The sequence below is a fragment of the Photobacterium japonica genome (assembly GCF_050337005.1).
Lineage (GTDB): Bacteria > Pseudomonadota > Gammaproteobacteria > Enterobacterales > Vibrionaceae > Photobacterium > Photobacterium japonica.
This window is the reverse complement of sequence record NZ_JAKJSN010000060.1, coordinates 18,689-44,597: the sequence shown is the minus strand read 5'-3', so window position 1 is coordinate 44,597 and position 25,909 is coordinate 18,689. Positions and strand designations below refer to the sequence as shown.

The following is a 25,909-nucleotide window of genomic DNA, read 5'->3' as shown; positions in this document are numbered from 1 at the left end:
GATCCTGTTTCTTCGTTATTTAAGGAGAAACACCATGACATCTACCAAACGACAACATTGGCAGTCTATTATCGATGAGCAAACCCAAAGCGACCTCACCAAAGCCGATTTTTGTCAGCAGCGTAATATCAAACTGGCGACGTTTTACTATTGGCTGAAAAAGCTACGCACTAATGACGAGATTCAATGTGTATTACCTATCTTGCTCGATGAAAAGGCAGAGGCTTCATGCGTTGAAGTGTTTCTGCCTAGCGGATTGCGGGTGTGCCTTCCCTGTGATTTTTCGCACGAGCAAATTCGCCATTGGCTTGAGGCCCTGCAATGATCCCCAGTGGCTATATTTAGGTTCATCGCGGATAAGCGGGAACTCAAAACAAAAACGGTAGTAAGTGATAGAGTTTTATCGCCAAACAAAACCAACACAAACTACCGTTTTCATGCCGAATCATACTTTCCTATCTTCATTCTGGGAAGGCTTTCAGATAGTAAAGTCTCATCAGACTGCATCACTTATTACGCTCACGCTTGAACCTCACTCTATCGCAAAGTGCCCTTGCGGACTTAATGCTCAATCCGTGCATGAGTACCAATGGCGTAACGTGAAGGAAGCAACGCTGCTTGGAGCGCCAGTTGAACTCTTTGTTCAAACTCGGCGGATTAAATGCAGTCACTGCGGTATTAGAACGGAGCGATTATCTTGGCTGGAGCCTTATGCTCGTATCACCAATCGCATGCGAAGTTATATCGAACAACTGCTGCCTCTTTTGCCGATCAAGCATATCGCCGAGATGACAGGAGTGCATTGGCACACCATCAAAGAGATAGATAAGCGCCGGCTTCAATAAGTGGTACCTCAAGTTAAATGGGGTGAATTGAGGCAACTCGTCATGGATGAGTTCGCCATTTTTAAGGGGCACCGCTACGCCACTGTCATTGCAGATGCGAAAAGTCATCAGGTTATCTGGATTGGTCTAGGTCGCAGCCGCAAGGATATACGACCATTCTTCGAGTTGTTAGGCGAACATGGCAAGAATATCGAAGCGGTAGCCATGGATATGAATACGGCTTTTGATCTTGAGGTTCAAGCGCATTGCCCAAATGCACGTATTGTTTATGACTTGTTCCACGTTGTAGCAAAGTTCGGTCGAGAAGTGATGGATAGAGTCAGAGTCGACCAAGCCAATAAGCTAAAACATGATAAGAAAGCGAGGCAATGGGTAAAGCGGTCACGCTGGGTATTATTGAAAAATAGAGATAATTTAAATACACAGCAGAACAGCTATCTCAATGAAATATTGGAGATAAATAAGGACTTGATGACGACCTATGTATTGGGCGCACAGTTGAAGGAACTCTGGCGTTGTGAGTCAGAGCATCAGGCAAAGAGCTTATGGAAGGTGTGGTGGGCTCAAGTCAATGAAAGTGGAATTAAACCCCTACAAGAGTTTGCCCGAAAGCTCAGTCCTTACCTTCATGGGATTACCGCTTCAGCACGCTATCCGTTGAACACCTGTACGCTTGAAGGGATCAATAACAAGATAAAATTAATAAAACGGATGGGCTATGGTTACCGAGATACCGATTACTTCTTCTTAAAGATCAAAGCGGCTTTCCCCGGAAAGCCGCGATGAACCTATATTTATCTCGTGTCGGGAATAACCGACATGCGCAAGTCGATTGATGGCTTGTCTCTCATTGTGGCAGACGTACTAGAAATGGATCCGCTGAGTAACGCATGGTTCATTTTTTGCAATCGAGGCCGAGATAAAATAAAAATCCTATTCTGGGATACCAATGGTTTTTGGCTCTATTATCGCCGACTGGAAAAAGGCCGCTTTAAGTGGCCAAAGCCCACGGCAGCAGGCCATATCCACATCTCTACCCAGCAGCTCAACTGGTTGTTATCAGGGCTAACGCTTGAAAACCCGCAAGCTCATCAACCTCTATACGGGCGAGAAGTGTGAGCTAGGATGCTGATCCGTATATTGAGCTTGAACGATCCTTTTTCGCTGTCAAACTAGGTAAAAATGATGAATGAAGAGCTGTAACAATGACCGTACTTCCTGATGATGTAGAGCAACTGAAAGCAATGTTGCGCCAACTTCAGCAAGAGAAACAAACACTGTCGGAAGAAGTCATTGAACTTAAAAGTGCGGTGCAACTGCTCACAGAGCAGCTCAACCTGAGTAAATCTAAACGCTTCGCGGCGCAAAGTGAAAAACATCCCAAAGGCACCTTCAACGAAGCTGAGCAGCAAAATAAGCCCGAGCCAAAACATCATAAGAAAGGCAGAAAGCCACTGCCTAAGACGCTAGATCGTGAAACTCGGGTACATACATTGAATGCACCGTACTGTGATTGTTGTGGTGATGCCATGCATGAGTGTGGCAGTGAAACGTCGGAAGAGCTGAAAATCATCCCTCAGAAAGTCAGCGTGATCCGCCATCAGCGAACCAAATATGCCTGTCGAACCTGTGAGAAAACGGAGCTAAAAAGTCAGATCATTACCGCGCCTAAACCGGCYAGTATGATCCCAAAGAGTATCGCCAGCCCTGAAACCCTTGCCGCCGTGGCTACCGCTAAATATGTCGATGCACTACCACTCTATCGCCAGGTTGAGATCCTAAAGCGTGCCGATATCGATATTAGCCGCGGTACGTTAGCAAACTGGTGTGTTCAACTTGGCGCTAAAGTTAACGTGCTGGTTGAAGCGATGAAGCAGCARCTTCTCCAAGAATCCCTTATCTGCGCTGACGAGACCACGGTGCAGGTGTTGAGTGAACCTGACCGAGCCGCGACAAGCAAATCGTACATGTGGGTGTATCGCAGTGGCGAATTCGYCCCACACCCTGTTGTCATCTATGAATATCAACCGAGCCGCGCTCAATATTGTCCGARAGCCTTTCTTGGTGATTACGCAGGTTACTTGTTGTGTGATGGATATGTCGGTTATGAGGGCCTAGAACTTGTTACCCTCGCAGGCTGCATGGCACATGCCCGCCGCAAATTCACCGATGCACAAAAAGCTCAGCCAACAGGGAAATCAGGACGAGCAGACAAAGCCCTCAGTTACATCGGCAGACTTTATGTAGTCGAAAGTCATTGCAAAACGTTGAGTGCGGAGGWGCGTCATCAATACCGGTTAGAAAAAGCTATCCCGATACTGGATGAGTTCCACGTATGGCTGAAAGATAGCCAAGAGAAAGCACTGCCAAAAAGTTTAATAGGTAAAGCCATCAACTACACGTTGAATCAATGGAATAAACTAATTACCTACCTCGAAGACGGCAAAATCAGCATTGATAATAATGTGACCGAACGAGATATAAGGCCGTTCACAACGGGTCGGAAAAACTGGTTGTTCTCAAAATCAGTCGCAGGTGCAGAGGCGAGTGCAAACTTATACAGTATTGTAATGACGTGCCGAGCCAATGACATCAACCCATATTATTACTTCTTACACCTGTTCCGTGAGTTACCGCAGAGGGCATCGGGCACTGATCTCACCAATTTACTGCCATGGAATGTTGAGTTAGGTGAGGCCGAATAAGGCCTCACTGCTTAACTGCGCGCTTACGTTGCAATGGTTGATTTACGCTCTCGCCATGCGGTGAGTCGCTAAGTTAACCGACTTTTCGTTATATATATTCTTCCGCTCTCACCAATATGATGAGAGCCCTTCACCCCACCACCCAGCTCTCGTTTTTGTCACTGAGGGTAACGGTGGCGACGGTAACGGTTCTACCTTGAAATCAAAACAATGAGCCTTGGTGTGAATTTGAGTCGCTAATATTGAAAGGTGAGTCTACGTTTTGGTGGTATGTAACCCATACCTTATTACTTCTTGGAAATTCGCGTTTTAAGGCTCTGTGTGCCTGTTTTTTAGTGGTCGCCATATCCCCAGTGGATGACGTATTGGAAAAGCCCGTTTCAACAATTTGAAAGTAACCTGGGGTTACACAGTAGATGAGAAAACCGCGATCTTTTTTGTAGGTTTTAAACTGAACAGCCTCTTTGGGCTGCAAAAGCTTGAGTTGTCGGTCTATTAACGGCGCGACTTGGGAGATATGAATCATAATTGTTTTCGTCTACGAGTATTACACAAGCAAAACGTCATTTAACAGTCAAAATAGCGTTGGCTCAAGCAGATTAGCTAAAGAAGGTTGTCGTAAGACGATTGGTTCAGGCTGGCCGCTATACTTTTGGGTCAGATCACCTCCCAATAAGAGGAAGCGCCACAGGCTTCAATACCAATGAGGGCTGGCGGGATATTAGCGAACGTTGCAAGAACTTTAGAGCTTTCCCTGAATTTATATAAAGAAAAGGGTTTTGTGTATCAATAGCTTGCCTGTCGCATCTTTGCCATGGATACTGAAACTATGTTGGCAAGATCAATGCCATAGATTGAAAGTGATAGGGTGGCCTCCGAGATTTTATTTAGCCTGACTCATCAAGTGTGGCAGAGTCTGGATGAGGGGAAGTCTATGTCATTCGTTAAATGTCTATATGAAAATTCTTGAGAGTACTTATTATCGAAGAGCGCATGTTTCGCTGCGTTACACGATTTTCATCCGCTCATGGTGGCGGCAGCACTCAAGGGGGGGGGATATGTTTTGGAGTCGAAAGTTTTCATCATTAGCTGCAGCTCTTGAAGTACCGCATAGAGCCAAAAAGCTATATCTTCTGAAGTCTGGTATTGACGCCGAACTGAGGAATATCGCGAAGTTAAGAAAGCTCACGGTGCTGCATATTGGTTGGCAAGAACTGAATCAGTTGCCCGTCGAGGTAACTGAGCTAACCAATTTGAAAGAACTTGTTGTTTTGAATTCTCCGATTGCTGTTATACCGCCAACGATAAGTCATCTCGCTTCTCTAAGGAAGCTAGTTTTCAGAGGTACTGATATCACGGAAATACCTCCTGAAATCGGGCTACTTCAACAACTAGAAGATCTCGATCTTGGTAACAACAATATTCACTCTTTACCTAGAGATATTGGTAACATCAAAAGATTAAAGTCATTGAACTTACATTATAACCCAATTGATTCTATCCCAGATGAACTTGATCGGTTGGATCAGTTGACGTTTCTGGGATTAACAGGAACTAAGTTCAGTGAGGCAAAAAGATGTGAGTTAACGTTGAGGTTTGAGTGTTAACAAGTGCTTTCAGCCTGACCCTAGGCTTGCTCCGTTTTAGTGAGCACACATTGAAGATCTTAGGCGATCATCATGCCAGCCTACAAACGGGAAAAAAGACAGCGTAATATTCACTAGCCTTCAAGTTGAAAACGGTTGAATGGAGCTTTGGAATACACAGAACCGTTTAGTCAGTAGCTGAAGAGCTTGATAGCGGCGTGGATCGAAATTTTAATATTTTAGTTTGGGTGATGATACAAAAGTCACCGATGGACAGAGTCAAATAAGCACTAAAGGAGTTAAAAGTGGCATTCAACCTAGATGAAGAATATGTCCTTCAGGCTGAAGTTGCGCTGGAAGCAACGCTTCCACGTAGTTACAGAGCATCAATGCAAAAAAGCAATGGTGGAGCCGTTGAAGTCGCTGATGATGTATGGGAGCAATATCCTATTTTTGATTCGTCTGATAGGAAGCGTATTTCTCGGACTTGTAATCACATTATAGCTGAAACTAAGTCTTGCGAAGGCTTCGGAAATTTTCCTAACAACGCACTTGCCATTGCAGGCAATGGGAGTGGTGATCAACTTGTCCTAATTAAACAAAGCAATTATTACACGGGCTCAGTTTATATTTGGTCATCTGAAACAGGTGAGCTTGATAAAGTGGCTAATGACTTCAATGAATTAACGCGCTTGTAACAAAATTCTCAGGCGAGTCCTATGTAGCAAAGAGCACGGGAGTATCGCACATAAATATCTCACTGCTTAATTGGACATTAAACGCAATACCACATAATGGTGAAACATGCATCGAAAACTTATCATATTATTTGCGTTATTTTTTTCAGGTTTAGCAATGAGTTCAGAAGAAGCGTTCTGGCAATGGTTTGAAGCCAATACCAGTAAGATCGAATCTTATAAAGAGGGGGATGATGAAGCGATATTGGATGAAATATTAACCCATCTTCATGCGTACAATAGTTCGTTGTACTATGAGTTTTCGACCAATCTCGAGCCTAACGAACTTGTCATCACTGCTGAAGGAGATCCGGATCAAGTCGACAGTGTTATGAATTTAGTATCAGCAGCACCTGACGTTGCTGGCTGGGCGTTTATTGCTTTCAAGCCTGCTCATGGCTTCACCTTCATAACAACGTATGAAGGCGTTGACTATGATCCTGCTAAACTCTGGTTTTTGCCTTTATCGAGTAAGAATAACCCTCAGGCTTTGGGGTTAAGAGTTGGCATACCTAACTATGATGAGGGGATTCACAAGCACGCCAAGAATGCTATGTATATTGTGCTAGATAGCGGCATTGGCGAGAAGAAGGTAATTGAGAACATTGACTACCTAGAAACAGTACCTCTCCCGAAAGATCCTGAATCGGAAGGCTACATTGAACTAGAAAGATTAGATGAGTATATTGATTACCATCGAAAAAATACTTAATGATCCAATGCATCAGACCGCTAATACTTTACTTATTTTGTGTTTGCTCACTGCATTCGCAGATTCATACTAAATAAGCGCATATGGGCTAAAGATTGGGGTGTTTGTGCATGATGAAGATTGAGAGTCCAGTATCCGCTTACATTGCTTTTGAAATCGAATACCTCGATGATCGTGACCTCATCGAGTGGGCAGTCAACTACCTTCTAACCAGTGAATATTCTATTGATGACATTGATCTCATTGCGTTGTTATCGATAAACACGAAGGATATTAGTGACGTTGAAAAAGCCGGATCTTACCTCTCTAGCTTCATATCTAGACAATGGCCAGAATTCAGTTTAAAAGGAAGCAAAGCAGAAGGTTACGCTAAGAAGCTCTTCCACCATCGCCTGAAACAATACCTAGCTGGAAAATGCAGGCCTTACGATGTCTGCAAAATGATTTGTCCGATTGAACAGTTATACGATTTTCCAGAATGGCTGGGTAATTTGTACAACGCCTGCGACTGGTTAGAGCCGGGTACACAACCCGCTGATTGTAGGTATTTGGAGGCGGAAATTGAGCAAGTGCTTAAGCTTCAGCCTAAATAATCAACGCGCCCCCTCCTGATAGCCCAAAACAAACAAGACACCCACACTTTTGTACTTTTTTGCCCTGCGTTCTAGGCTTTCTTTATCATGGATGAATTAGGGAGCCTGCAAACATGCCAAGGGCAAGAAAAACACAAGTCAGCTTGACCGACACACCGTATTACCACTGTGTATCGCGTTGTGTGAGAAGAACCTTTCTATGCGGTAAAGATCCGCTAACGGGGCAGTGTTTCGAACACCGACGAGCATGGGTGGAGCAACGGCTGCTGTTTCTTGCCAACGTATTTGCGATTGATATCTGTGCTTACGCGGTGATGAGTAATCATACTCATGTGGTACTGCATGTGGATGCTGAACAAGCCCAAATGTGGTCACAGGAAGAGGTGATCACGCGCTGGCATCGGGTGTGTAAGGGAAACTTTCTTTCCAATACTTGGCTGGATGAAAACCTGCGCAGCCAAATGGATCGTGCACAGTTACAGGCGGTTGAGCGTATCGTAGAAGACTGGCGAAAACGGCTACATGACATCAGTTGGTTTATGCGTTTGTTGAATGAACCTATTGCACGTCAAGCCAATAAAGAAGACGGCTGCACCGGACGTTTTTGGGAAGGGCGCTTTAAATCTCAAGCCTTGTTAGATGAAGCGGCACTCCTTGCCTGTATGGCTTACGTTGACCTTAACCCTGTTCGGGCGGGTATCGCGACAACGCCAGAATCCTCAGCCCATACCAGTATTAAAAAGCGCGCTAATGCCGCCAAATCAAGCTACCAACCGAAAACCTTACTCCCTTTTGTGGGAAATTCCCGAGCCAATATGCCCAAAGGCTTACCTTTTGTGTTTACCGATTATTTATTACTTGTCGATGAAACAGGGCATGCCATTCGTAATGGAAAACACGGCTACATATCAAAAAACGCATTGAATGTAATTTCCCGTCTTGGCTTGAGTGAAGAAAATTGGTTGGAATTAGCCTGCCGTTTAGAGCAAAACTTCTCTGGTGCAATCGGTAAAGAACACATGTTGCGTGAGTACCATCACCATATTGGCCAGCAACGAACTCAAGGGGTAAGCGCCAGTCGACGGCTGCTAAGTGCGGCTTGATAAATAACTTTAAGGGTTTCATTGTCGACTAGCCACCTGGCTAGGCTCTGTCGTGCAAGAAATTGACGGAAATCGCCATACCACAGCACTGAGATCGAAAATACTGATGAATACAGCCAATGGATTGGGGAAAGTGTGAGAAAAATGGTGGTTGAATAAGGGTGCTGTTAACCGGGTTTTATCATGGATGTCACAGTAAGGGGGATGAGTACGGCGGGATATGTGCAAACGTTGCAGTACGCGTGGGTGTCACAGTACGCGTGGGTGTCACAGTACGCGGTACGCGTCGTTGGCTCAATCTTGTCTTTCAGCAAAGAGTACGATTGCGTAACGAAAATATCCAAAAATGAGTAATTATGTTGAAGCCAAACACCTAGCACGGGAGAATAAACGGCGTAGACTTGCTGAACAAAGGTAGACATACCTGTCTCTGTTCATTGAAATATCAGTCTGCATAGAAGAACACATAATGCCATTATCACGTGTAAAAAAAGGGGTGGGCGCGCTATTCGCTGAACTGCCAACATCAGAAAAAGTGCTGCATGGTTTGAGTCTCGTCTGGGTTCTTTTGCAGATCATTTCCTCTAATTTCATGCATGTTCATGCCGACACACTTTGGGGAAATATCAACCTGATGGCCAAGTTCCACGTGTACAGTGGACTTTGCTTACTGCCAATCACGTTGGTGTTTGTATACCACGTGATCAAGCGTCGTACTATCGCCGATATGTATCCGTGGCTTTTTGGCCATTTCAGCCAAATCAAAAAAGACATCAATGTTCTCCGCACACTGCGCCTTCCTGAATCTCACCCCGCAGGCTTGGCTGCGACCGTTGAAGGGTTGGGTTTACTGGCACTATTACTTGCTTTAGTCACGGGCACGTTATGGTATCTCGGTGCAAGTAACGCGGGTACAAGCCCTCAGCTACTTGAGATACATAAAACCAGTGTTGGCCTGATTGAAGCTTACTTCTACGCCCATGGCGCAATGGGGTTATTGCACTTACTGCAATGGTGGCGCACGAAACCATAACCTCATCACATCAATTAAGGCGTATATGGGCGCGCAAGAAAAGGTCACGTATTGGGTTTTTATCATGGGTGTCATCATAAATGATCATAAATGTCTCATAAATGATGATAATAAAGTGTGGGCGCTTAAATGGGTTATCAATAATATCTCAATGAGATACGGTCAATCATAGATGGTTGAAGCAAGAAAAAAGGAACGCCTCATTGAGAACGTTCCTTTTGTTCATTTTAGCGGGCGCTGCTGATAATTAAAGTGTTTGTGTTTTTAGCTTTTCAGATTCTGCGTTGCGGTCAACCCACATTTGTTCGAGTTGCTCCAAGCTCATCCCTTTCGTTTCTGGTACGAACTTCCAGACAAAGTAAACGGTAAAGATACCGAAGATGCCGTACAGCCAGAATGGGAAGGCACCGTTGTATGTTTGGAATAAATACCCGTTCGTGTCATTCATCATCGGGAAGGTTTGTGAGACTAAAAAGTTTGCGAACCATTGGGCAAATACGGCAATCGACAGCGCTTTAGAGCGAATGCTGTTAGGGAAAATCTCAGAGAGAAGTACCCACACCACAGGGCCGAGAGACAACGCAAAGGCTGCGATGTATAGCAACATGAAGAACAGTAAGTAGCCCCCGATGGCATTTGTGTAAGCGGCGGTGCCGATTGCGATCATCGACACACCCATCGCCCCCGCACCGATCATCATTAACGGACGGCGACCGAATTTATCGACGGTAAAGATAGCGACAACGGTAAACGTTAAGTTTACTGCACCCACAAGAATGGTTTGGAGCAGTGCCACATCGGTTGATGAATCACTAAAGCTCTTGAAGATCTCTGGCGCGTAGTAAAGCACGACGTTGATCCCTGTGACTTGCTGCAGCACAGAGAGCATGATGCCGATAACCAGCACGCCCATCATTCCTAACGCAGCAATGCTAATTTTGCCTTTTGTTTCAGTGAGTGATTCTTGAATATCTCGCCATTGGTCTTCAATCGCCGCCCCTTTGTTGATGGCTGACAATAGGTTGCGCGCTTCTTCATTACGCCCTTTCATCGCTAACCAACGTGGTGTTTCCGGTACAGTGAAAAGTAGACCGAAGAAAAGGAGAGCAGGGATACATTCAGAGGCAAACATGTATCGCCAACCCGTTGTATTCAGCCATCCTTCCGTGCCGATCAGTGCAATGCCGTAGTTAACAAAGTAAACAACCAGCATACCGAAGATGATCGCAAATTGGTTACAAGATACGAGCGCGCCACGTTTGCTGGGTGGCGCGACTTCTGCGATGTACATTGGCGAGACCATAGAGGCGATACCGACACCAATGCCTCCGACAATACGGAAGAAGATAAAGACCCAGTAATTATCGGGTATCGCGGTGCCGACCGCAGAGATAAAGAACAAGACCGCTGCGATGAGTAATGCACCACGGCGTCCTTTTGAATTACTTAATTGACCTGCAAGAATGGCACCAATGAAACAACCAATCAATGCAGAAGATGCAGCAAAACCCAGCTCAGCAGCAGAGAGTTGGAAAAAGTGAGTTAAGGCGCCAGTTGCTCCTGATATAACCGCCGTGTCATACCCAAAGAGCAGTCCACCTAAAGCCACTACCACCGTAAGATGAAGCACATTTATCGTTTTTTTCATCGCTTGATTGCCTCTTAATTGTCAGTGACAGTAATTTAAATAGTTTCAGGTGGCGTATAAATTATTTAAAGTGACAAGCAGCTTACGTTATTTTGCTATTGTGAATACCATCAACGGTATTAAAATATACGCGATGTTTTATGGGATATTAGGCACGTTTGGAAAATTGATAACCGAATAAATAAAAAACATCATTGAGTATTTTAAAAAAAACATGGCGCACAAAGAGAGAAACAAAAAAATAATGAGAGATTGCGCCATGTTTTTTGTATGTGTGATGGAGAATAAAATGTTTTGGGTTGACTGCTGGCATACTATGACGCGATCAGAGCGGCCGGGGATTTCACGCGACCGCTTTTAGCGACAGGATAAGCACGAGACGGTTATTTGTTATCTGCTGATAAATTACCGATCCCTTCATTCATGGCATTCAACAAATCACCGTTATCCTGCTGGTAGGCCCACGAAAACACACCCGCCAGATTGTGCTTTATGGCATAACGGCCTTTTTGGTACACATCGTAAGGGTGGTCAAACGTCACGAAAGCGCCGTCTTTTTGTCTCCATGCATAATGGCAGGCGCAGTCTGCGTTATAACGAATTTCAAACCCATCGCGTCCTTTACCGTCTTTGCCCAATAGGGTGTCGTACAGCGTGGCATAGGTGATCACGCCTGATTCATCCCCCGGTTGTGTCGCGAGAGGAAACAATTCTGTCGCTGCGGTGCCAAATGGCCCCCCTTTGTCATGCGGGACAACGCCTTGCCAGCCTCGGGCATATTTGGCTACCCCAATCACGAGTTTTTCAGTCGGTACACCCATGGCGATAAACTTTTCGACGGCACGGTTCACGCTATGATCATGCCCCTTTTTCACATTGCTTGAGTGGGACTGCAGGTTGGTATGATGACCGATGTTGTCTGGAAACCAGCTGCCAAATAAATCGTAGGTCATCAGAAAGAGAAGATCGGTATGCGGGGCGACCTCACGGTAATTCACAAATTGGGTGAGGTAATCGATGGTGTTGACCGCTGCCGAGTTGATGTACTGGCGGTGGGTACGTTGCTCCAGTGTTTCTAATCCGACGTTGAGATCGGCCATTAACAACGCAAACCCGTTACCTTCTTCTGCGGTTAAGGGGTATTCCCAATCAATGTCGATACCATCAAACACCGGATATTTCGCCAGGTAATCCAATGTGGAATCCACGAACGTTTGTCGATGGGCTTCACTGGCGACCACGTGAGTGAAGGTGGCAGAACGGCCACCGCCGCCGATCGAAAGCAAAATCTTCAGGTGCGGATAACGTTTTTTCAGTTGCTCAAACTGCGCGATAAAAGTGGTATCGACCGTGCTATCGTTAACGGCTAATCGATTATCGGCAATGTCCTTACACACGTCATTCAACACATCCCGTTGCTTCTCGCCACAGACTTCCACGAACGCATAAATGAGGTGGGTCAGGTTATCGCCGTTGATCGTCGCGACCACCGATGGGTCAACCCAGTTACCTATGTAGGTCGCCACCACTTTGCCACTGCTTTGCTGATAAGGCTGAAATTCACCGGAGAATAAATTGTGCTGTGTTTTGGGTGGAACGAAAGTGTCATTAGCTACAGTGGAAGCCGATGTGGCGGCACACAACAGTGCCAGTGAAACCCAAGATGGTGTGAGAACGTTCATAGCAATCCTACATACAATGAATCATGAACAGGTTGCGTTATGTACTCAAAGGGATGAAGACATGCCGCGACCGAAGTATTGCTGCATCAATGCGCAATAAATCAATATAGAATTTGTGGGTATTGCTGAGCAATCTATAAACAATGCTTGTCGGCTATTGTGCGATGCAGTTCATTGTTTGGAACAAGGTCGAAGATAGCGCGATGGGATGCCCCCCTATTACCGCGAAGTACCTTTTGCCGCTAAGTTTAAACCCAATGCTTGTTGATACCTCTCCATATCGTGGCAGTGATAGGCGACTGACTGTCGCGCACCAACACGTAAATCGGGATCGGCGGAAGGATCGTTAACCAAATTGGCGGCCAAACTAAAAGAGTGCACGGCTTCGTTGTCGTGGCCGAACCGGCGATGGAGTTCGCCCAATACGAGCGCCAATTTTACTTGCTGCATGTCTGATGAAAAGCGGGCTTGTTGTTGCATGACCGCTGCGGTTGAGAGGCGTTGCAGCGCCTTTTCTTTAAACCGTTTTTTTTTGCGATGCGTGCTTTACGCTTACTGCGCTGACAAAAGCGCTGGGCGCATGCCTCTGTACTCATATAAATTGCTGATTAGCATAAAAAATGAGCGGAAAATCTTGTAGGAATTTTCCTATATACACTGTTATTGAAAATAAAAACTGAACCAATATCACAAAGTTGATAAATCGTTCGTGGAGAATGCGATTTTCCGTAGTTAAATACAGAAAAATTAGGATGTTAACTGAGATTGATATTCTGGTTTTTCATGAAACGATGAATACTGACTTTTTTAATATAAGCCTGTCGATTTCATGTTTGGATGATTTATGAAAACAAAACAGACCGGTATTGTTTCTGATAGCGGGCTTTAAATGTGTCGATAAATAATATCGACATGCTATTACCCACGCTATCGTCTCCATCACGCTGAACTGTAAGCATGAGTTCGCAACGGAGGGCGTGAATCATAATAATCATCCATGACACGCCCTTTAAATAACGAATGAATTTGTCTGAAAAGACGAATAAATAACAGAAGAGCTAAACTTTGAATAAATTAAATAAAATAACAATCGCACTGGCTGGTGTGATGTTTAGTGGTTATTTGCATGCCGCAGACGCACACGCATCTGATGTTGTCGCTTTTGTTCCTGGTGAAACAAAAGTAACAAATGGCGAGATGGTATCGTACAACGGCGAGTGTTTTGTCGCTAAAAATAACCCAGGTATCTGGGAAACACCGGATGCAAGTTCATGGTTCTGGACGGCGGCTGAATGTTCAGGCGAACCTACTCCAGAGCCAGAGCCAGAGCCAGAGCCAGAGCCAGAGCGCCAGAGCCAGAGCCAGAGCCAGAGCCAGAGCCAGAGCCAGAGCCAGAGCCAGAGCCAGAGCCAGAGCCAGGTCCAAACCCTGATCTAGGCGACATCATTCCATTTATCCCGGGTCAAACTCAGGTGAGCAATGGCGATGTGGTGTCTTACAACGATCAGTGTTTCATCGCGAAGAACAACCCAGGTGTTTGGGAAACCCCAAGCGCAAGCTCTTGGTTCTGGGAACTGACGGAATGTTCAGGTGAACCAGGCCCAGGTCCAAACCCCGATCCAGAGCCAACAGAGCTGTCTGTTCTGTCTCCAGTGGCAGGTCAGGTCGTTAACGCGAACGACGTGGTTGCGATCAAAGCAAGCGTTGACGGCGAATTGGCAGCAAAAGTAGAGTTCTGGGCAAACAACCAGAAGCTATCTGTGAAAGCGGTTAACCAGAGCCAAACCGTTTACACGCAAAACTGGACGCCAGTGGAAGCGGGTAGCGCGACAATCAACGTGATTGTACTGGACAAGAACAACCAGCAGCTTGAGCAGCAATCGGTTTCTGTGACCGTTAAAGAAGAAGTGACGGAAGACTTCACTGCTCCAGTAGTGACATTCATCACCCCAGCAAACGGCACAACGGTTAACGAAAAAGAGACCGTGTCTATTTCTGTTAATGCAACAGATGTGGATAACGACCTGAAGAAAGTCGTTGTTAAAGCGGGCAACCAGCAGATCTGTACGTTCGATGCCGCAACGACCGATAAGTTCGCGTGTGATTGGCAGCCAACCAAGACCGGCGACATCACACTGAACGCGATTGCGACCGATGCACAGAATCTAACAGCATCAGCGCGTGTGAAAATTACCGTTGAGCAAGACGTGGTAGAACCGCCGGTTGAGCCACCAGTGACACCACCGGGTGCGCTATGTGAAGAGTTCAATGTGTACCCTGACTGGACACGTGGTGATCACGCGACGGGCGGTGACATCATGGTTCACGACAACATTGCTTACTCTGCGATTTACTGGACCAAGTCAGTACCAGGCAGCGATGCATCATGGGCACTTCACCTGAACTGTGATGGCACAGAACCAGGTACGGCACCTTTGCTATCACTGCAAAACCCAATGGACCCAGTTCGTCTGGAAGTGGCAGGTTGGCCAAACACGTTTGTTGTAGCAAGCCCATCAACGGCGGCTCCTGCAACGTTGACGATTGATGCGATCAACAGCGATGCATTGGCGAACGTGGATGCACTAACGCGTGCGTTTGTATCAATCATCCAGCAGGCTGAGCAAGCAGGTACCGCATCCATCATCATCAACAGTGATGTGCTTGATCTGGCAACCAACGATAAAGGCGCAGCACTGGGCGCTGTATCAGTGAAAGAAGCGCTAACACGCGCTGTTGAAAGCACAGGCAGCAAGATTGATCTCGATGCCATCAACGCACTGAGCAGCGACGTGAAAGGCTGGGCACAAGCGCACAACCTGATCATCACCACGCTAGCGCCACAAGCGACATTTGGTTGGTCGCTACATATTGGTGAGTTCGCGTTCGATACGCATTCTGGCCGTCAGTCTGTCTGGGATGAAGCATCTGCATTTACGGCAGATCTACTGGATAACTTCGAACTGTACAAAGCGGATTCAGCAAACAAAGCAGACTTCGTGGCGTTCACCAAATCAGGTGAAACAAACGCACTGACCAGCGAGCAGTGGCACAATGCGCTTGAGTACGTGAAGCAAGTGTCTGACTACGTGAAGACACCAGCAATGCTGGCTGACATGCCAACGGCGCAAACGTCAGGTTACTTCATGGGTGACGCAGCGGGTAAACCTCAGCTACGTAAAGCGGCTTACAGTAACGTATTCGCGATTCTGTTTGATAACGATTCTTCGGATCTAACCAACAAGATCGATCAATACCAAGATGTGAAAGTACCGCTGTACTATGTCGGTAAAGAGCTAGAAAAAGGCTCGCTAACCACGATTGAAGCGCTGAACCAACAGTTAGCAGCCGCTGAAAATGCGATGGATAACGAAGCATTCCTATACGAAACACCGCAATCACAGTGGGTTCCGTCAACGGTGTACAAATGGAATGACTTCCTTGATGGCCTGAATGCGATGCACAACATCGGTGTGGCAGGTAACAAGTTCTGGCTATTGAACGAAGGCGAAGATGATGCAACAAACATCAAATACGCCAAAGTCGCGATTGCTGCGTTCCTAGCACAAAGTATGCAAGAAACCATTCGTTACAACGCGTGTGACGAGAACAACTGGTCTGAAGTGAAATACGGCGCGCCAGCGGATTACCCGATGACGGCAAGCTGTGGTCAGCTGGGTCAGAAATACGCGGATTACGGTGTGAACCCAGCATCGGGCCTAGATTACGCTTACTCGTGTCCTCGTGATAACAAGATGGAAGTGAGCGCACTGACACATGCGAAATGGTACGGTGCACCTGCGCCAGTATTTGCAGCGCCAGATGCGGTACTGGAAGAGCGTGGCCTGCTAGTGAACGGCGCAGTAGGTCGTTGGACCAACAACGGTCACTGTAACGATGTACCTGAATCGGTAGATACGTCGAAGCAGGTTTGGGAACGTGATACGTGTAAGACGTACGTTGGCCAGAAAGCCGGTAGCTTCATTTGGGACGGCAGCAGCCAAGAAAGTGTTGAAGGTTGTGGCTGGTGGGGCCGTGGTGTTATTCAGACTACAGGTCGTCAGAACTTCGGTACGCTGAACCACTACCTAGGTCGCTCACACGTTGACCCAGAGACCATTGGTAAAACGATTGACGGCGTAACGGTTGAAGCGCCACCGGCGAACCCGCTGTACGCTGAACTTGATTTCTGTTCAAACCCAGGTTTGATCTGTAGCTCTGAAGAGAACAAAGAAATTAAGTGGATTGCAGGTCTGTTCTACTGGGTAACGTCAGTACAGGCTTACAACGATGAAGGCGGTCAGTACGCGGATTGGAACTACTACAACGAGCTGAAAAACTACGTTGATGGTGGCATGAAAGGGTCTCAATTCATTGATGACGTTTCAGGTATCGTTAACCGTGGTTGTCCTGACTTGACGTGTTCAACCGGTGACGTTCACAACGTGAAAGAGCGCCGCGAGAACTTTAAGCTAGTGCTAAAGCAATTGGGCCTTAACCCACAATAATGGGTTGTCACGTTCAATGAAATCAGATGGTTGAAGTCTGATTAAGTAACAAGAGAACCCTGCTTTTGATGCAGGGTTCTTTTTTATCTGTCGTTTAGTGTGCCTTTCTGAGAGGCGCCATTTTGCATCTGCATCCCCCTCATATCGGCCTACGGTAGAAGTAAAAAAATGCTTATTTTGTGGGATTAGTTCAAAGAAAAAATCATTCCTGTAACAAATCGTTTCGGCATTATTTATATTGCTGACAAATTAATTAATAGTCATTTGGATTAATATGAAAAAGACCTATATTGCTTGCTTGATCCCCGCACTGCTTGCGAGCGGAGCGGCGTTTGGCGTACAAACGATGCCTGCTGACATGCACTATTTTAGCCAAAAGGAATTGCCATCCGACACGCAAGGTCGCTTGTTAGGCACCGTAAGTTTGGCACAAAGCCTGATTTTACCGACGGCCAATACCCTTCAAGATGACCGTCATCCCCACTTGGTGGCGTTACGTAAGACTTTGGTGATTTTTGAGCCGCAAGCCAATAACGTGGCGAGTAACGAGCCGATCACAGTGATCGCGAAAAATGCACAAGGTGACGTTGTGCATCGCGCCGCAATGCAACTGCCGAATCAGCAGCCGACAATTGCCAGCCAACTTGATCTGGATATCGATACGACCAAACCTGAACAGTTTGATCGCCATCTTACGCAATTTCATGAGATTTCCAGCATTGCTGATGAAGCCGGCCAGCCCGCTTTCCGCAAGCTGTTAGCGCAGCATGACACCATTCATGTTGAGTTGAGTGATGGTAATTGGATGAAGCACTTTACGCTGCCGGAAGATGACGCATTCACGGATAAAGTCGTGACCTTTTCTTCCCATGCTGGCTATAACTCGCACATCCAATATTCAAGGGGGAACGATACGCTGAGTCGCGGTCGATCACTGACTTATCATAACCTGAATGGTACTTGGTATGCTCAGGGGGACATGGACATCAATAAGGTGGCTTACAGCGACAAGGCTTACACCGTTGCGCTGCCAGCGGAAGTGATGCAACCGGGCCTGACGCTCACGTTCACCACGAGTGATGGCAAAGAAGGCGTACTCGATAATGTAAAAATTGGCATAAATACGCACTTGGTGTTGAATGCCGTCGACATTGGTTTGTTAACCCCGCCAAGAAACGCGTTTGTCTTTGCCAAAGATCGCGAACTGCAACGTCAGTATTTCCAAAATATTCAGATCAGTAAGTTAACGGTGAACCCGTACGAGTCGATATATTTTCCTGAAATCATGCTGCCAGATGGTCGTTTGCTGACAGATTATGATCCAAGTGCGTTTGATGTGTATGGCAGTGATTCACACTACCGTGTCGCACGTGAATTGGTATCGGCCGGGATCAACAGTGCCAACTACGGGGTGAACTCCTCATATGTGCGCAGTGGTACATCGTGGATCATTGATAACCCATATTACGCCGCGCAAGTGACGGTGAACATGTCGGTCGGTAAATACTCGACGGGATTGGTTAACCATGGCCTGCTAGGATCCTATGTCGGGGTCGCGTCAGTTGCTAACTCAACAGGTAATGAATTTACCCATGAGACCGGCCATGAATTTGGCGTGGGTGACCATTTCCCGGGCGGTTTCCGAGGGGCGATACACAACCGTTCCACCGAGCGTAATTCAGCATGGGGATGGGATGCCAATAAGAACATCTTTATCCCGAATTTCCTCCGAGCAGCGAACGGTCAGAGCACCTGTTACAACGGTGAATGTGCAGAACCGTTTGAGGGCCATGCCTTCGGTAAAGGCACCATGTCGGGCGGCTGGCCGCTATACCCTGAGCAGAATGCTTACACACTTTTCGCACCTTATGAATCCAGTGTTTTCCAAGACGCGTTGGAAACGAAAGTTAACTTTGATCTGAACTCGCCAACCGGTTTCAGTAAGTGGAATCATGATAAAAAAATCATGGAGCCTTGGACCAATACAGGGATCGATAATTTAGGCCTTGTGGTGATCATGTTAAATGATAAGGAATCCGTGCATCAGTTCGGCCCTGACAGCACTAAGCTGCAAGAGCTGTATACCGATTACAACATCGTTCATATTAATATGCGTGATCGTCATTGGGCCAGAGATCTGTACTTAACCAATGATGCGAGCTTTGAAGGCAAGATTGCATTGGTTGAGTCGTCAGCAGCATGGACGGCGACGGTGCATTTCAACGGTACGAGTCGTCCATTGCCGATGGGCAGTAAATATGCCTATCAATACACTCAGGGTGAATGGGTAGAAATAGACAACGATATCCTGAATAAGAAAATTGAGCGTACACCGAATAAGCAAGGTGTGGCAGTGACCACGCTCGTTGGCTATTACGATCCAGAAAACACGCTGCCAAGCTATATTTATCCGGCATTGCACGGTGCGTATGGCTCGGTTTACGAAGACCGTTTCATGCCTTCTGCGTGTCAGCTGAACGTGATGACGCGCGAAGGCGGCACCAAGACGTTTAACCTACACAACCGCCGTTTAACTACGGGGATGATGAACCGTTTCCACGTAAACGTTGAGACGGCTTTGCAACCCTACCAAGCGGAAGTGGTATGTCACGATGAAGTGTTAGACACGATTGCACTTGCTGCGCCAAAAGCGCCACTGAAGCCGAGTGTTATCACCACCGAAGCTGGCCAAGCACCGACGATTCAGGGCATTGACGATGTAGTGATTGCCCAAGGTGAGGCGTTTGATCCGCTGGCGGGTGTAACCGCACAAGATGACTTTGATGGCGATGTTACGGCATCGTTGGTCATTGAAGGACAGGTTGATAACCAAAAAGCCGGTTTCTACACCTTGACCTACAAGGCCTACGACAGTGCGCAAAGTGAAACCGTGGTAACCCGTACAGTAGAAGTGTTCAGCGAAAAGCCGGTACTGGCGGGCGTTGCGGATGCCAAGATCGATCTTGGGGCGGCGTTTGATGCGATGAACGGCGTGTCTGCGCAAGATGCAGAAGACGGTGACTTGTCTGCTGCTGTGTCGGTATCGGGTCAGGTGGACGCGAATACGGCGGGCGCATATGTGCTGGTGTATCAGGTGACAGACAGTGCGGGTCAAACCGTGACGGCAGAGCGTACTGTCACGGTTGAAAGTTGTGAGAATGCGTGGTCAGCACAGAGCATTTATGTTGCCGGTGATCACGTGTCGCACAATGGTGCAGTATGGCTAGCGGGCTGGTGGACGCAAGGCGAAGAGCCGGGCACAACCGGCGAATGGGGCGTGTGGAAGCAAGTGTCTGATAATGGCTGCGCAGTACCCAATCCAGGACCTGAAGTCACACCACCACCATCAGGTGAATACCCTCTGTACCAAGCCGGTACGGCTTATCAAGAAGGGGACATTGTTAAAGGGACTGACGAACATCTGTACCAGTGTAAGCCATGGCCAAATTCTGGCTGGTGTGCAAACGCCGCGTATGCGCCGGGTACCAGTGCTTACTGGCAAGATGCGTGGAATAAGCTGTAAGCCTATAGGCTGCTAGAAAATACAACGAGAAAAGACCAAAAAGCGGTGTGAAGACACCGCTTTTTTTCTGTCTGTCGTTTGGCCCTGTCGCTTGGAGCTGCCGTGTGGAGCTCAGTCAGATCATGCGGCTTTGTGTGACACCAGTGGACAGTCTTGTTTAGCCATTTGCTTGAGCTGCAGGAACATGTCGCTGTGCTGATCTTCTGCTGCACATACACTCAGCAGATCATCAATGAAGTGCTGAAACGCACGGTACTCTATCTGCTTTACTTGCGCTTGCTGTGTGTCTGTCAGCATGTGATACATGGTCGCAGCACCAAAATCCCCGAAAATGATATTGGCGTCTTCATCAAACAGGGTGTTATGGGCATAGAGATCGCCATGACACACTTGATTACTATGCAGGTGCGCAAACACATCGGCCATTTGCGTCACGATCTTATCAATTTGCGCAATCGACAGCGTAAAGCCCGCAGGGAAGGTATCGCGGGTACAGGTACTGAACGTTGGTGGCAAACCTAAGTTGCGGTAATGGCTTGGGATCAAATTCATGATCAAGGCAAGGTAGCCTTCCTCATTCACTTGCGCCAAAGATTGCACCACGTTGGGGTGGTGTCCCACTTTCAGACAAGCCTGTAACTCGTCTTCTGGGTAGCCATCGCTGGTCACCTCGCCTTTAAACACTTTAACGGCAATCTCTTCAGGGAAGCGATCTTGGGCGTGAAGCCATGAGGCTTTAGAAATCACGCCGGACGCCCCTTGGCCGAGTACCTGATGCAAGGTGAAATCGCGCGATGGCACACACGGTACGGTATGGTTTTTGATGTCTGACTGGCTAAACGGGTTTCCGGAAAACGCCAACCATGCCAGTTTCGGTAGCCCGAACAATTGATCTGGGCATTCGGTGAGTTGGTTGGCAGAAATGCGCACTAGCTCAAGGTTGCCCAGTTGCGACAGGGTTTGTGGCAACTGAGTCAGGCGATTACCCGCTAAAGCCAGTTTTTGCAGACGAGGACGTTCCCCCAAAGCATCTGGCAGGGTGTCAATTTGGTTTTCCGTCAAGATCAGCCAGCGCAGTTTTTGTGGTAATGACTGTGCAGGCACGTGTTTGATCTGGTTGGCCTTGAGTCCCACCATTTCTAGCTCAGGGCATTGGCCGAGTACGTCGGGGAGCGTGTCAAACTGGTTGTTAGACGCAAAGAAGATCTTCAGTTTCTTCAGCTGGGCAAATTCATCCGGCAGCGACGACAACTGGTTATCCGACAAATCCAGAATTTCTAAGCTCTCTGCGAGAGACAAAATTTCTAAAGGAAAGGTGGTTAATTGCTCGGATAATTTCAGACGCTGAACGCCCGCCAGTTCGCCCGATTTAAGCTGAGAAAGTGTCTGCAAAATGTTCCATCCGTAAGTCGCGTGAGACAAAGTCCGGTAGTGTACTGAACATTGATGCAGACGACTATGGGAAATACCTGTGCGTTTTACCTGACGTTTTCTTTTCCCGATTCAATAAACAAGATAACCACCACCGTGATGAGAGGCAGGTGACCGATCAATTCGTCGGTGCCGGAGAGCCAGAGGGTGATCATGAAAATGGTCAGTAGCAAGGCATAAATGATCCGGTTGGCGAAATGGAAGATCAGTAGCAAGCCGATCAGCGCTTCGCTGATCCCGACAAAAAACACAAAGTGCAAATGGCTGACTTGCGGCAAATTCAGCAGCGGGAAGAAATTGTAGTAAGGGTGCTGTTCAATAAACGCCAACGCCATGCCGGGCAACATCAGTTTGTTGTGCAGCCCTAATTCGAGCAGTTGCAGGCCAAGCCCAATACGCAATAAGTGGATTGCCAGTGTGCGCCATTGGGTTTTGTCGACGCCTAACCCCTGACACAGGCGGGTATCATTATGGTTGAGACTTGGGCCTATGCAGATTAAGGCCAGCCCCACAAAAAAGAATTCAAAGACGTAATCAAGCGCAATAAAAAACGGGAAGAATATCACCAATGCCAACGCGGTACCGGCGATCGCCACACCCGTCAAGCTGACCGAAAAGGCCATGAGCACAATGGCGGAGGCTTGGATGATGACGCCATAGATGGCTTGTTGCGGTGATAAATACAGGTTGGGGGCAAGAAACTCCCCTTGCAATAAGTTAATCGCTAAATAGGTGTTGATGACCAACACCAGTATGTACCACAGCCAAGGGTGGGTACTGACAACCGGTCGATCTAAGCCGGTCTTGATCGCACGAGGCAGCACAGGCGCGTAAGAGAGTGTTGCGGCGAAGGCAAACAACCCGAGTGTGATAAGGGTGATCATCAGCGAAAGCGTATCCCATGGCAGCGTTACATCTGGGTTGGTGCCGTCGGGAACAAACCACCGGACATGCGCATGACTGGGAATACTGAAGGTGGCGGCCATCGCAGCGATGAACCGCCCGATAGACCGTGGTGATGAAGCGGGCGAGTGAGTGCTCATTGTGGGTTCTCCGAAGCATATTGCATGGCATAAGCGGTATAGCTTGAGGCGGGATAAAGTGAGGCCGCATGGTTTGACTGGGAATGGTCGGATTCAAAATGGCTTGAGTTGGCATAGATGTCTGTGGGGGGATGGCGGTGATCACGGCTCAAGGTACGCAAAAAAGCTTCCAATTGATTCAGCTGATAAGGCAATAATTTCAGCGGGCTAAGATCCGTGTGTGCAGCAAATGGGGTGGCCGCTCGGTTGTAATACTGCAAAACGTCATGCAGCGTGGTGAATTGCCCTGCATGCATGTAAGGGGCCGTTTCGGCGATGTTGCGCAGGGTGGGCACTTTTGTCGCCCCGCGTAGTTCAGGCGTGTTCCGTTTACTAAAACGCAGGGCTTTGCATTGTTCTGGCGCACTGTCGCTGTAAGGGCCTAGGCAATTAAAGGGATCCGCGTAGGCGGTTTCAATGCCATTGAGCCGTCCTGCTTTTGCCATCGGATGCGGGGACGGCACGGTGGTGACATGGAACCCACCATTGGTCAGTAGTGGGCCGTTATGGCAATGCAGGCATTGACCTTGTTCGCTGATAAACAGTTTCAGCCCCGCGATTTCATCCGGGCTAAAGGTATTATCAGTAAACGTATCGGCAGTAGACGCACTGCCTGTAAATACATGCGTCGTCGGTAAGCCAGATGAAGCGTTGGCTGTCAGTAGCTGGGTCACAAACCGATCAAAGCGGGAAGGTCGGGGCCATAACGTGGCTTGATAGGCCGCCAGTGCTTTGCCGATATTGGCAAAGACGTGATTGATCGCCGTTTGAGTGTCTTTATCTAACTGCTGCCAGTGTTGCTGCTCATGGGCAAGGGCACTGACGGGAGAAGCCTGTGCTGGCAAATCATCTTGCGTGATGGCGGATGGTAAGGGACCAAAAGTCGCCGCGTACGCGTGCGGGTAATAGCGCGCAATGAGCTGTACATAATCGGTACGGGTGCCGTGGTGCTCAAGCGGGTGCTCTAACGGTTTCAGGGCTTGTGACCACAGGCTGTCCACGCGGCCATCCAGCATATACCATTGTAAGGACGCGACGCCTAGCAGGGTAGGTACCTGTTTGTCGAGGTTGATCCCACTGTTTGGGGAGGCCGTGAAATAGTGGTCGGGCTGGTGGCAGGTCGCGCAGGCGATCTGCCGTGAACGGCTCAAACGTTTATCAAAAAACAGTTTCTCACCCCATTGTGCCGCCGAAGGATCGTGTAAATACGCATTCGAGGGGTCCTCTATATCCCAGCGATCAGGGAGCCGTAGCCCCTTTAAGATCGCGAGTTCTTCGGCCGTCCAAGTCATGGGCTGTCTCTCTTGGACGTTAATCCCGAGTTCAGTCAACACAAGGCCACCTAAGCAAGTTGCCCCCAGCAATATCATGCCAAGAGTCCATGCTCGACGGGATGCACTCGCGGGTTTATTGGCTGTTTTCATGGGTGATCGCAAAATCAAACGTGATATGGAAAGGCGGATTAAGGTTTTGATTAATCAGCTCAAGTTGCCATTGCCCGAACATATTGAAAGCCATGCCATCAATCAGGTATTCCCCTGGTGCGGTTTCTTCTATCAGTGTGGGTTGAGTGGGAAAACCGTGTCGGTGTGCGGGCATCCCTCCCTGTACTCTAAAGTGCAGGCCTTCCACATTTTTACCCACGTTGTCGGTAATGTGTACCTGCCAAGCATGAATGCGGTTGAGTGAAATGGGCCGTTTAAGTGGTTGAGCCGTGACCATAAAGTGCGGTGTGGTCTGCATTAAGGGGAAAGGCGATGCCGCCGACAGAGAAAGCGGTAAGCACAGCAGCATTAATGTCGCGAAGAGAAGGGGGATAGGCATAGCATCACACAAGGCTTGTCATCGTTCTTTTGAGCTTTGTGTTTCAAGCGGGTGTCGTCAAGTGCATACAAGATTTATGTCGGGTGGTCTAACTATCAATACATAATCATGAAAAGAAGGCAGGCATAAATATGCGCAGAAGTGATATTTGTCGCAAAGCCACACACTCCCATTTCCCCATTGGCCTGCAAAAGGAATAACGGGAAACTTTCCCACTTGCAGAGGCAGTGACTACCCTAAAAGGGTGCTATTAACTGGACGCGGTCGCGCCCTTTTTGCTGTTTGCTGCCAACCCGATGAGAGGAGAGGACTGTGAATATTGTCACCGTTGATGAAACCAATATGCCGGTGTATCTGAATTTGAGTCAGCCCTATGAAGCGGAATTTTCCGTCTACACCAAGAAGGTGCCTGATGATCAGGGGGTGTTCGCCATGGATACCTTGATCGGGGGCAATGTGAGGGGGTTCTTGCTGTATATCGATAATGCCCCGGCGGGGTTGGCCGCAATTGCAGAAACCGCAATCGGGCATTATGAAGTGTGTGATTTTTACGTGGTGCCCGTGTTTCGGAAAAATCGCATGGGTCAGCAGTTTGCGCACCAGTTATTCGCCATGATGCCGGGCGAATGGGTGAGTAAACAGATTGCCGGTGCTGACCATGCGGTGGCGTTTTGGCGTCGCACCATTGGGGCGTATACCGATGGGGTGTTTGTGGAAGATATATATGCCGACAGTTATTGGGGACCCGTGACCAGACAATGCTTTTCGGTGAAATAAACCGGCACGAATGACGTTGACAGGTTTGTATGGCAACGCCGTGTTTTTCTTGTCTGCACGTTTTTGTTTCTGTGCATTTTGTCGTCTCTGTCTGAGAGATCAGACGGTTGGATAAAATTC

Annotated in this window: 18 protein-coding genes and 2 pseudogenes; 13 read left to right on the top strand and 7 right to left on the bottom strand. The window is 47.7% G+C overall.

The features are described 5' to 3' along the window. Positions 1 to 34 precede the first annotated feature (34 nt). From tnpA to L4C36_RS19675, 10 genes and pseudogenes are all read left to right on the top strand, one after another. The gene (gene tnpA, locus L4C36_RS19720) at positions 35 to 325 is read left to right on the top strand and encodes an IS66 family insertion sequence element accessory protein TnpA (RefSeq protein WP_428479509.1); all 291 of its coding nucleotides are present in this window, start codon (positions 35 to 37) and stop codon (positions 323 to 325) included. A gap of 112 nt (positions 326 to 437) precedes the next feature. Continuing rightward, a pseudogene (locus L4C36_RS19715) lies at positions 438 to 1,631 on the top strand (ISL3 family transposase). Between the two features lie 15 nt (positions 1,632 to 1,646). Then, positions 1,647 to 1,964, top strand: coding sequence for an IS66 family insertion sequence element accessory protein TnpB (gene tnpB, locus L4C36_RS19710; RefSeq protein ID WP_428479508.1), 318 nt, complete (start codon positions 1,647 to 1,649; stop codon positions 1,962 to 1,964). Between the two features lie 86 nt (positions 1,965 to 2,050). Continuing rightward, on the top strand, positions 2,051 to 3,550 hold the full coding sequence (gene tnpC / locus L4C36_RS19705; RefSeq protein ID WP_428479507.1) for an IS66 family transposase: 1,500 nt from the start codon (positions 2,051 to 2,053) through the stop codon (positions 3,548 to 3,550). Between the two features lie 1,058 nt (positions 3,551 to 4,608). After that, positions 4,609 to 5,157 carry a leucine-rich repeat domain-containing protein gene (locus L4C36_RS19700; protein ID WP_428479506.1) on the top strand — a complete coding sequence of 183 codons (549 nt, stop codon included), beginning with the start codon at positions 4,609 to 4,611 and terminating at the stop codon, positions 5,155 to 5,157. Between the two features lie 284 nt (positions 5,158 to 5,441). Further along, positions 5,442 to 5,834: an SMI1/KNR4 family protein gene (locus L4C36_RS19695; protein ID WP_428479505.1), complete on the top strand. Its 393-nt coding sequence runs from the start codon at positions 5,442 to 5,444 to the stop codon at positions 5,832 to 5,834. Positions 5,835 to 5,940: 106 nt separating this feature from the next. Next, a complete protein-coding gene (locus L4C36_RS19690) occupies positions 5,941 to 6,585 on the top strand; it encodes a hypothetical protein (protein WP_428479504.1) in 645 nt (214 codons plus the stop codon). 110 nt (positions 6,586 to 6,695) lie between these two features. Further along, positions 6,696 to 7,178, top strand: coding sequence for a hypothetical protein (locus L4C36_RS19685; RefSeq protein WP_428479503.1), 483 nt, complete (start codon positions 6,696 to 6,698; stop codon positions 7,176 to 7,178). A gap of 113 nt (positions 7,179 to 7,291) precedes the next feature. Continuing rightward, positions 7,292 to 8,281, top strand: coding sequence for an alpha-amylase family glycosyl hydrolase (locus L4C36_RS19680; RefSeq protein WP_428479502.1), 990 nt, complete (start codon positions 7,292 to 7,294; stop codon positions 8,279 to 8,281). A 469-nt stretch (positions 8,282 to 8,750) separates the two neighbouring features. Next, positions 8,751 to 9,314, top strand: a complete 564-nt coding sequence (locus L4C36_RS19675) for a hypothetical protein (RefSeq protein ID WP_428479501.1) — start codon at positions 8,751 to 8,753, stop codon at positions 9,312 to 9,314. A 247-nt stretch (positions 9,315 to 9,561) separates the two neighbouring features. Here L4C36_RS19675 and L4C36_RS19670 read toward each other — a convergent pair whose 3' ends face one another. The 3 genes and pseudogenes from L4C36_RS19670 to L4C36_RS19660 form a co-directional block, all read right to left on the bottom strand. Further along, on the bottom strand, positions 9,562 to 10,962 hold the full coding sequence (locus tag L4C36_RS19670; RefSeq protein WP_428479500.1) for a sugar porter family MFS transporter: 1,401 nt from the start codon (positions 10,960 to 10,962) through the stop codon (positions 9,562 to 9,564). A 383-nt stretch (positions 10,963 to 11,345) separates the two neighbouring features. Further along, positions 11,346 to 12,644, bottom strand: a complete 1,299-nt coding sequence (locus L4C36_RS19665) for a glycoside hydrolase family 18 protein (RefSeq protein WP_428479499.1) — start codon at positions 12,642 to 12,644, stop codon at positions 11,346 to 11,348. A 219-nt stretch (positions 12,645 to 12,863) separates the two neighbouring features. Then, a pseudogene (locus L4C36_RS19660) lies at positions 12,864 to 13,169 on the bottom strand (hypothetical protein); the annotation flags it as partial. Between the two features lie 767 nt (positions 13,170 to 13,936). Between L4C36_RS19660 and L4C36_RS19655 the strand changes: the two are divergent. Together L4C36_RS19655 and L4C36_RS19650 are read left to right on the top strand one after the other, a co-directional pair. Further along, positions 13,937 to 17,152 carry an Ig-like domain-containing protein gene (locus L4C36_RS19655; protein ID WP_428479498.1) on the top strand — a complete coding sequence of 1,072 codons (3,216 nt, stop codon included), beginning with the start codon at positions 13,937 to 13,939 and terminating at the stop codon, positions 17,150 to 17,152. 274 nt (positions 17,153 to 17,426) lie between these two features. Next, entirely contained in the window at positions 17,427 to 20,675 is a 3,249-nt protein-coding gene (locus L4C36_RS19650) for a M66 family metalloprotease (protein ID WP_428479497.1), read from the top strand. A gap of 120 nt (positions 20,676 to 20,795) precedes the next feature. Here L4C36_RS19650 and L4C36_RS19645 read toward each other — a convergent pair whose 3' ends face one another. The 4 genes from L4C36_RS19645 to L4C36_RS19630 form a co-directional block, all read right to left on the bottom strand. Beyond that, positions 20,796 to 22,067, bottom strand: a complete 1,272-nt coding sequence (locus L4C36_RS19645; RefSeq protein ID WP_428479496.1) for a leucine-rich repeat-containing protein kinase family protein — start codon at positions 22,065 to 22,067, stop codon at positions 20,796 to 20,798. Between the two features lie 86 nt (positions 22,068 to 22,153). Then, positions 22,154 to 23,149, bottom strand: a complete 996-nt coding sequence (locus L4C36_RS19640; RefSeq protein WP_428479495.1) for a hypothetical protein — start codon at positions 23,147 to 23,149, stop codon at positions 22,154 to 22,156. Next, the gene (locus L4C36_RS19635) at positions 23,146 to 24,480 is read right to left on the bottom strand and encodes a cytochrome-c peroxidase (protein ID WP_428479494.1); all 1,335 of its coding nucleotides are present in this window, start codon (positions 24,478 to 24,480) and stop codon (positions 23,146 to 23,148) included. The genes L4C36_RS19640 and L4C36_RS19635 overlap by 4 nt, the downstream gene beginning before the upstream one ends. Before the next feature lie 115 nt (positions 24,481 to 24,595). After that, positions 24,596 to 25,012 carry a FixH family protein gene (locus L4C36_RS19630; RefSeq protein WP_428479493.1) on the bottom strand — a complete coding sequence of 139 codons (417 nt, stop codon included), beginning with the start codon at positions 25,010 to 25,012 and terminating at the stop codon, positions 24,596 to 24,598. A 312-nt stretch (positions 25,013 to 25,324) separates the two neighbouring features. On the opposite strand from L4C36_RS19630, the gene L4C36_RS19625 reads away from it, so the two are divergent. Further along, on the top strand, positions 25,325 to 25,789 hold the full coding sequence (locus L4C36_RS19625; RefSeq protein WP_428479492.1) for a GNAT family N-acetyltransferase: 465 nt from the start codon (positions 25,325 to 25,327) through the stop codon (positions 25,787 to 25,789). The last annotated feature ends 120 nt before the right edge of the window (positions 25,790 to 25,909 follow it).